This is a genomic window from Lysinibacillus sp. FJAT-14222 (genome assembly GCF_001278875.1).
In the GTDB taxonomy this organism is placed as follows: Bacteria; Bacillota; Bacilli; order Bacillales_A; family Planococcaceae; genus Lysinibacillus; species Lysinibacillus agricola.
Window position 1 is genome coordinate 1 of sequence record NZ_LIYL01000063.1, and the last position, 6,990, is coordinate 6,990.

The window sequence follows — 6,990 nt, forward strand, 5'->3', positions numbered from 1 at the left end:
TTACTCCTAATTATTTTCCTCAATTCTGAAAAACTAGCCAAATTCCCTAAATCTCAGATGGCTGTGAATAATTCAGGCTAAATTCTATCATTTTGCTTTCTAGTAGTTCATCAACAATTCTATTGGCATCATTATATACTACTCTGAAATTATCATCATATAGCAAATAAATTCTTTCAATTAAATTATACTCCCCATTAATCACCAAATAGTAATCATCAGTAAAAATCATTGTGATTTGATATTGTTGAGAAGAAAAGTCTTTAAAAAAGTTTACACCTACTTGCATAGCTAATCTAGGTTGATTTTTATCAAAAGTATGTGCTTTTGCTAGATTTAAATCATTATGTGCGAAAGATAAATTTTCAAGAGTACAGTCAAATGCTTGATTATTATGATGTTCCACTATAAAACCTTTTTCTTTGGTTTCTAGAAATTCCTTTATTCCATACCAATGAGCCATTACCGATTGATGTAATGTAGAATGTTCTAAGAATTCTTTATTGCTCGTTTTTATATAGGTTTTTTCACCATTTAAAAATTTCTTTGTATTTACTGTCCAAGATAACTTGGAAATCCAATCCCAAAAATCTGCTTCAAATGTGGTATAACCTAAAAAACCATGTTCTTCATTTTTAAAATAAATTTTATCCTCATCATAACTTAGTGACAATTTCATTTTATAGCTTTCCCCCTTTGTAATTTCTATTTTATCAAAAAGAAATTATAGGGTAAAAGTTGTTATAACAAATATAAAAAACGGAGTCAACTGTAGAATTGAAATAAAGTTGCGATGTTTATAAAAAGGATACGATGTTTAAAATAAAGTCGCGACGATTATAAAAAAGTTACGATTAATAACCCTGGGTATTGGCTCAGTGGGCCACGTCCGGACGATGCCAGGTACGTGCTTTCCTTGTAGGTCGCCGTTTACATGCTTCAGGATGAGTTTGGAACGGTTTCTGTAACCTTATTCCCGCAAGTTTTTCATCTTGTTCAAGAGCTTTTACTAGAAGATGAATTGCTTTACATTGAGAGAACGCTTGAAAAGCGCTTTGGTAGACCTCAAGTGAAAATAAAATATGCACAAACGACGAAAAGAATATGAAATTGAAGGGAATTTTAGAAACTGCATAAATTTTTATGTAGTTTTTTCTTTACTTTCAAATAATTATTTTGTAAGATAAAGCCAACTTCAAAAGTGGCCAGACCACTTTTGAATTCATTCAGTAAGAGACGCCATCATCTGAAGGTGGTGGATTTTGTTTCTTTATAGTAGGTATCCAAACACCTACTGAATGAAGATAAAGCCTTTGGATGCATTGTTTATCTGCGCGAAAGGAAAGCGACAGCAATAATTATTCCAAGGCGAATAGATTGACCGAGGAGTTGATCGTATGGATAAAAAAACCGAACAAAAGAAAGTGTTTTTAGATATCGTCCAACAATTACGACAACTTATTAAAATGGAAAAAATACAGGCTGGTGAAAAGTAACCTTCCGAATGAGTCCTTTCAGAACGTCTGGGTGTCGGGCGATCCTCTGAGAGAGAGGCATTGCGAAGTTTAGAGTTGTTAGGTCTTATTGAAACGAGACATGGGGGAGGTACGTTTCTAGCTTCTACACAAAAGCATCAGCTCGTAGAAATAAGATAAAGCCTTTGGATGCATTGTTTATCTGCGCGAAAGGAAAGCGACAGCAATAATTATTCCAAGGCGAATAGATTGACCGAGGATGATCGTATGGATAAAAAAACCGAACAAAAGAAAGTGTTTTTAGATATCGTCCAACAATTACGACAACTTATTAAAATAGAAAAAATACAGGCTGGTGAAAAGTTACCTTCCGAAAGAGTCCTTTCAGAACGTCTAGGTGTCGGGCGATCCTCTGAGAGAGAGGCATTGCGAAGTTTAGAGTTATTAGGTCTTATTGAAACGAGACATGGGGAAGGTACGTTTCTAGCTTCTACAAAAGCATCAGCTCGTAGAAATATTGTCGCTGTTTATATTAGAAGATGAAAAATCAAAAAGGATGTCGAATTAACGCGACAAATTCATGAAAAGGAAGCCATTCGCGTTATAAGTTGTACAGAGACTCTGCGAACACTACCAGTGTGGGGCAGTTTTTTTGTAAAGCTAGAGATAGAAAGTACGATTAATTGTCGGGATGTTTTACGAGAAATAATCATCACGTCAGGAAATCGTCTTTCACTAAAAGTCTGGTTTCAGTTAGCAGTTTATGCCGGTGACCGTTTAAATCGAAACTCAACAGAAGCAGAAAAATTAATCATTCAATCTATGTTGAAATCGATGCAGCTTGGCTATGAAAAAGAAGCATTAAAAGCTTACGAACATAAATGCTGAACAAGGCATTTAGACAAACATAGGAGGAGTAAAACATGGCAATACGTAGCTTATTTAGTAAAAAGAATGAGGACGGACAGGAAAAGGGATTTCCAGAAGGACTTATGACAAAATGTCCAGAATGCCGTCACATTCAGTTAACAAAGGAATTAGAAAAAAATCATAAAGTGTGTACAAAATGCGACCATCATTTCAAAATGACTGCACAGGAGCGCGTAGCATATCTCTTAGATGAAGGTTCATTTGTTTCAATGGATGATCATTTACAAACAAGTAATCCACTTAATTTCCCTGATTATGTAGAAAAAATTTCAGTGGCTAAACAACAAACGGGATTAAGCGAAGCTGTACTAACTGGGTTAGGTACTCTTAATGGGGAAGAAATTGTTGTAGCAATTATGGATTCTCATTTCCGTATGGGCTCAATGGGTTCCGTTGTAGGAGAAAAAATCACACGCGCCGTTGAAAAAGCTATTGAATTACGTGTACCGGTTATTATCTTTACTACTAGTGGTGGAGCGCGCATGCAAGAAGGTATTCTATCATTAATGCAAATGGTAAAAACGAGTGCGGCATTAAAACATCATAGTGAAGAAGGACTATTGTTTATATCTATCATGACGCATCCTACATACGGTGGCGTTTCGGCAAGCTTTGCTTCTATTGGAGATATTAATATTGCTGAGCCACAAGCATTGATTGGCTTTGCTGGTCGCCGTGTAATAGAAGAAACATTAAGAGAAAAACTACCAAATGATTTCCAAACGTCGGAATTTTTACTAGAGCATGGTCAGCTTGATGCAATTTTCCATCGAAAAGATTTACGAAATCAAGTAGCAATGCTTGTAAAAATGCATACGAGAGGTGGCGTGCAACATGACTAAAAAAAATTTAGCTTTTGAAGAACCAGTAATACAATTACGAGAAAAAATTGATGAATTAAAAACGATTGCTACAGAGGCAGATGTAGATATGACAAGCGAAATCGAAAAGCTTGAAACACGTCTAACACAGCTAGAACAATCTATTTATGCCAATATGAAGCCATGGGATCGTGTACAGGTTGCTAGACATCCAGAACGACCAACTACTTTACAATATATAGAAGCTATGTGTGAAAACTTTATTGAGTTACATGGAGATCGTACATTTGGTGATGATGCAGCTATTCTTGGAGGAATTGCTCTCTTTGAAGAACAGCCCGTAACAATTGTTGGACATCAACGCGGAAAATCAACTAAAGAAAATATTCGACGAAATTTTGGTATGCCACACCCTGAAGGATATCGTAAGGCATTACGCTTAATGAAGCAAGCTGAGAAATTTAAGCGCCCAATTATTTGTTTTATTGATACAAAAGGAGCCTATCCGGGTAAGGCAGCCGAGGAACGCGGCCCAAGTGAAGCCATTGCTAGAACTCTCTCTGAAATGGCGATTCTAACAGTACCAGTTATTAGTATTGTTATTGGGGAAGGCGGAAGTGGGGGTGCCATTGCATTAGGGGTAGCTAATCGCGTCTTTATGTTAGAGAACTCAACGTATTCGGTTATCTCGCCTGAAGGGGCTGCATCGATCTTATGGCGAGATGGTAGCCTAGGGAAGCAAGCTGCAGAAGCAATGCGTATAACAGCACCTGACTTAAAAGAGCTCGACGTTATTGATGGAATAATCCCTGAAATAACTGGTGGAGCACACCGCAATGTTGCGAAGCAAGCATCTTATATAAAAGAATGTATAAGCGTCACACTAAAAGCATTGAATTCTCTAAATGGCGAACAATTAATTGAAGATCGCTATGAGAAATTCAGAAAGATTGGACAATATACAGAAGTTTAAATTCATTTTTAGGTTATTGGACATGTGAATTTGTTCGTAAAGAGATAAAAAATGTTTCTTAAATAAAGGCTGTTTTCGTAAAGTTTGTTGCTTCTGCAAACTAAATGGTTTTGCGGAAAGGCATTTTCATTTCCCCTTATATTAGTACACAAGATTTCTAATTTTCTTTAAATGGAAGTGTTATAATTTGTAAAAGCAGAAGGGGATGATATCCAGGATGATATTTTTTCTAATTCTATTATCTATATTTTGTATAATAACGGCTTTTAGTCTTGCTTATAAACGTTCTTGGCAAGCTAAGATTATTATATGGGGACTGTTCTCTGTACTACTTTTTTCCCCTATAATCAGCTTTTTCCTTATAAGAATAACTCAGTATGTAACACAAGATTCGTGGTCAGGTTTACTTGGTGTGTATGCTTTTCCGCTTCTTGAAATAATTTCAATCCTTATGATTATTATTGGTTGTATAGGCTTTATAAAGAAAAAGGTAACTAAAAAATTAGAACACCGTGAAAATTAGTTTAAACTCTTTCTTTAAATATTTACTTAAATCAATATTATTTGTTTTAGCAACAATCTTTGAGAAAACAGCCTAAATAAATTAATATCCTAATGATGGAAGAAAAAAGAGTTGTAGTTTGTAAAAAAGATTGATCATTTATAATAAAGTTCGATTATTTGTAATATAGTTTGATAAAAATAACTTCGCATTTAAATAAAACCCACGCATTTTGATCAAACTTTTTTCAAAATGCGTGGGTTTCTTCTATTATAAAATCAACGATTGCAACAAACTTTTAATCAAACTTTATTCCAAACCAACACTTTTGTGTCTTATTAATTTGCTTTAAGTGACCATTTACACAGAGTAATTTAAACTTTATGAGTTTTCATCTGTCCATAAAAATAAAATGTCTAAAAGTTCTTGTCTTCATAAAAAATAAAGTGTCTAAAAGTTCTTGTCCAAAGAATCAAAATGCTTTAAAATCCTCGTGCAAAGAAGGTGGGTTTGTGGCAGTGTCTAAAAGTTCTTGTCCATATACAGATATTATGGGAAGTTGACGTATACAAGCCCTCCTCCACGCCAAATAATTTTAGTTTACATAATATAAATTATAGGAAGTTATGTATCAAAGAAAAGTATGCTAATAACATTGAGACGAAACAGCTGTACATGGACACCAAAGTCTAAACTTTACTTCATTATCAAAAAAGTTTAGACTTTGGTGTCTTCTTTTTTATTCCTCATAGGATTCACTCAAATGTTTCTACTATAAAAAAATAAAAAGAATCCATAAAAAACATGATTAAAATGGATTCTTTTTATTTTTTTATTTTATATCGAAATTTTCTTGGACGTTTCTCACTTAATTACAATAATAATTAGATGTTTTTTCATACTTATTTTACCATTTTATTTCAGATTAGTTTTGGATAACAAATATTTATATGTAGAAATACTGTTTTTATTACTAAATTTCCACTTCCTAAATTCTTTTCATCCTGAAATTTAAAACTATTTTCCATGATTTTTTAACTTAACTATTGTATTGTATCTTTAAAATAATAATTTGATAGTCACTGTAAATTCCAAGCTTGCGAATTAAAACAGTAAAAGAGTTTGTTGTTCCACTTCTTCAGTTTTATCACAACTTCTTCTGCATGATATGGATTCACATAGAAAATACAATCCTCTATGTTCGATGATTCATCCATGATTAAATTTCCGTTATCCACTTGTTTCTTTAAAGCCAAAAAGACATCCATATAAATATAAGGTCTCTTCATTACACCTATAGAAAATCTTTTATCAAAACCAAAATCATCAGCCATAATATGACTAATCGCCACCGCACTATGCTGACCATTCAATACAAGCGAATATGCTATATCATTGAATGTCGCACCATAGCTGAGTTGTGCTTTTACTGTGTCAATTAGTTTGGCGTCCTTCTCCCTTTTTTCTTGCAACAATCTTTCAATGCGTTCATTTTCCTGTTGTTGTCTTTTATACTCAGCATCGCGTGAGCCTTTCTCTCAGCTTCCAACATATCATCAATCTTCTTCTTTTCTTTAAGTAATTCTTCAATTTGTCTTCTTGTTTCCTGACGCTTTTCAAGTTCAACTTCACGCTGAATTTTTCGTTGCTATTCCTCTAATGCTTCTATTTGTTTTTCAAAATGTTTATTTACCCTATTTATTTGTCTATCTAAAAACGGAACATTCATTTCGATATGTTTTTTAATGCTTTCAGAAACTACTGTTTTATCAGGGAGTCTTTCATAGTATTCATAGTAGTACTCGTTATTCCCTGTTTTCCATAAGAGTTCATCTAATTCATTTATAACTCCATCTATTTCATTCACTTCAATATTTAAAAATGCACTCAAGTGATCCTTTCCATATTGAATCTTTTTATGAGTTATCTGATGTTCAATTGTAAACATGTATCGTAACCGTCGACCACAAGCACATCGTCCTCCTAGATTACCTGGACTTATTTTACCTTTTAAACTCAGACAAATTAGAATTATCTATGTTAATCCTATATCAATTATACTTTTAGGCTAATTTATCAAATTAATCTTGTCTAATTTAGAGACTATCAAATTTGTCTAACTTAATTAATTATAATTATTGTAGATTTGATTTCTTTTCAATAAAAAGTGTCTGACTTCTATTATAATATTTTCATCGGTATATTATTTAAAAATCCTAAATTGCAATTACAAGTTGAACACTTTTTTTTAAAAACACCCCAGAGGTTCCTTTGTCTTCTGTTTGTCGG

Annotated in this window: 6 protein-coding genes and 2 pseudogenes; 5 read left to right on the forward strand and 3 right to left on the reverse strand. The window is 33.4% G+C overall.

Annotation, left to right across the window (positions count from 1 at the left end):
* Positions 1–46: 46 nt before the first annotated feature.
* Positions 47–679 (reverse strand): hypothetical protein, encoded by a 633-nt coding sequence (locus tag AN161_RS25640; protein WP_053597150.1) that lies wholly within the window; start codon positions 677–679, stop codon positions 47–49.
* A gap of 255 nt (positions 680–934) precedes the next feature.
* Here AN161_RS25640 and AN161_RS30015 point away from each other — a divergent pair, with 255 nt between their 5' ends.
* The 5 genes and pseudogenes from AN161_RS30015 (at position 935) to AN161_RS25660 (ending at position 4,199) form a co-directional block, all read left to right on the forward strand.
* Positions 935–1,108, forward strand: a complete 174-nt coding sequence (locus AN161_RS30015; RefSeq protein WP_157059193.1) for a hypothetical protein — start codon at positions 935–937, stop codon at positions 1,106–1,108.
* A gap of 289 nt (positions 1,109–1,397) precedes the next feature.
* A pseudogene (locus tag AN161_RS25645) lies at positions 1,398–1,649 on the forward strand (GntR family transcriptional regulator); the annotation flags it as partial.
* 93 nt (positions 1,650–1,742) lie between these two features.
* Positions 1,743–2,363: pseudogene (locus AN161_RS25650) on the forward strand (GntR family transcriptional regulator).
* 35 nt (positions 2,364–2,398) lie between these two features.
* Positions 2,399–3,247, forward strand: a complete 849-nt coding sequence (gene accD, locus AN161_RS25655; protein WP_053597151.1) for an acetyl-CoA carboxylase, carboxyltransferase subunit beta — start codon at positions 2,399–2,401, stop codon at positions 3,245–3,247.
* Positions 3,240–4,199 carry an acetyl-CoA carboxylase carboxyltransferase subunit alpha gene (locus tag AN161_RS25660; protein WP_053597152.1) on the forward strand — a complete coding sequence of 320 codons (960 nt, stop codon included), beginning with the start codon at positions 3,240–3,242 and terminating at the stop codon, positions 4,197–4,199. Before accD ends, AN161_RS25660 begins: the two co-directional genes overlap by 8 nt.
* Positions 4,200–5,780: 1,581 nt before the next feature.
* Here AN161_RS25660 and AN161_RS30850 read toward each other — a convergent pair.
* Both AN161_RS30850 and AN161_RS30855 read right to left on the reverse strand, forming a co-directional pair.
* Positions 5,781–6,176: a hypothetical protein gene (locus tag AN161_RS30850; protein ID WP_241774655.1), complete on the reverse strand. Its 396-nt coding sequence runs from the start codon at positions 6,174–6,176 to the stop codon at positions 5,781–5,783.
* Positions 6,177–6,349: 173 nt separating this feature from the next.
* Positions 6,350–6,649, reverse strand: coding sequence for a hypothetical protein (locus tag AN161_RS30855; RefSeq protein ID WP_053597155.1), 300 nt, complete (start codon positions 6,647–6,649; stop codon positions 6,350–6,352).
* Positions 6,650–6,990 lie beyond the last annotated feature (341 nt).

Excerpts from the sequence above, each read along its gene's own strand:
- AN161_RS30855 (WP_053597155.1), bottom strand. The coding sequence starts at position 6,649 with ATGTTTACAATTGAACATCAGATAACTCATAAAAAGATTCAATATGGA.
- AN161_RS25640 (WP_053597150.1), bottom strand. The coding sequence starts at position 679 with ATGAAATTGTCACTAAGTTATGATGAGGATAAAATTTATTTTAAAAAT.
- accD (WP_053597151.1), top strand. The coding sequence starts at position 2,399 with ATGGCAATACGTAGCTTATTTAGTAAAAAGAATGAGGACGGACAGGAA.
- AN161_RS30015 (WP_157059193.1), top strand. The coding sequence starts at position 935 with ATGCTTCAGGATGAGTTTGGAACGGTTTCTGTAACCTTATTCCCGCAA.
- AN161_RS25660 (WP_053597152.1), top strand. The coding sequence starts at position 3,240 with ATGACTAAAAAAAATTTAGCTTTTGAAGAACCAGTAATACAATTACGA.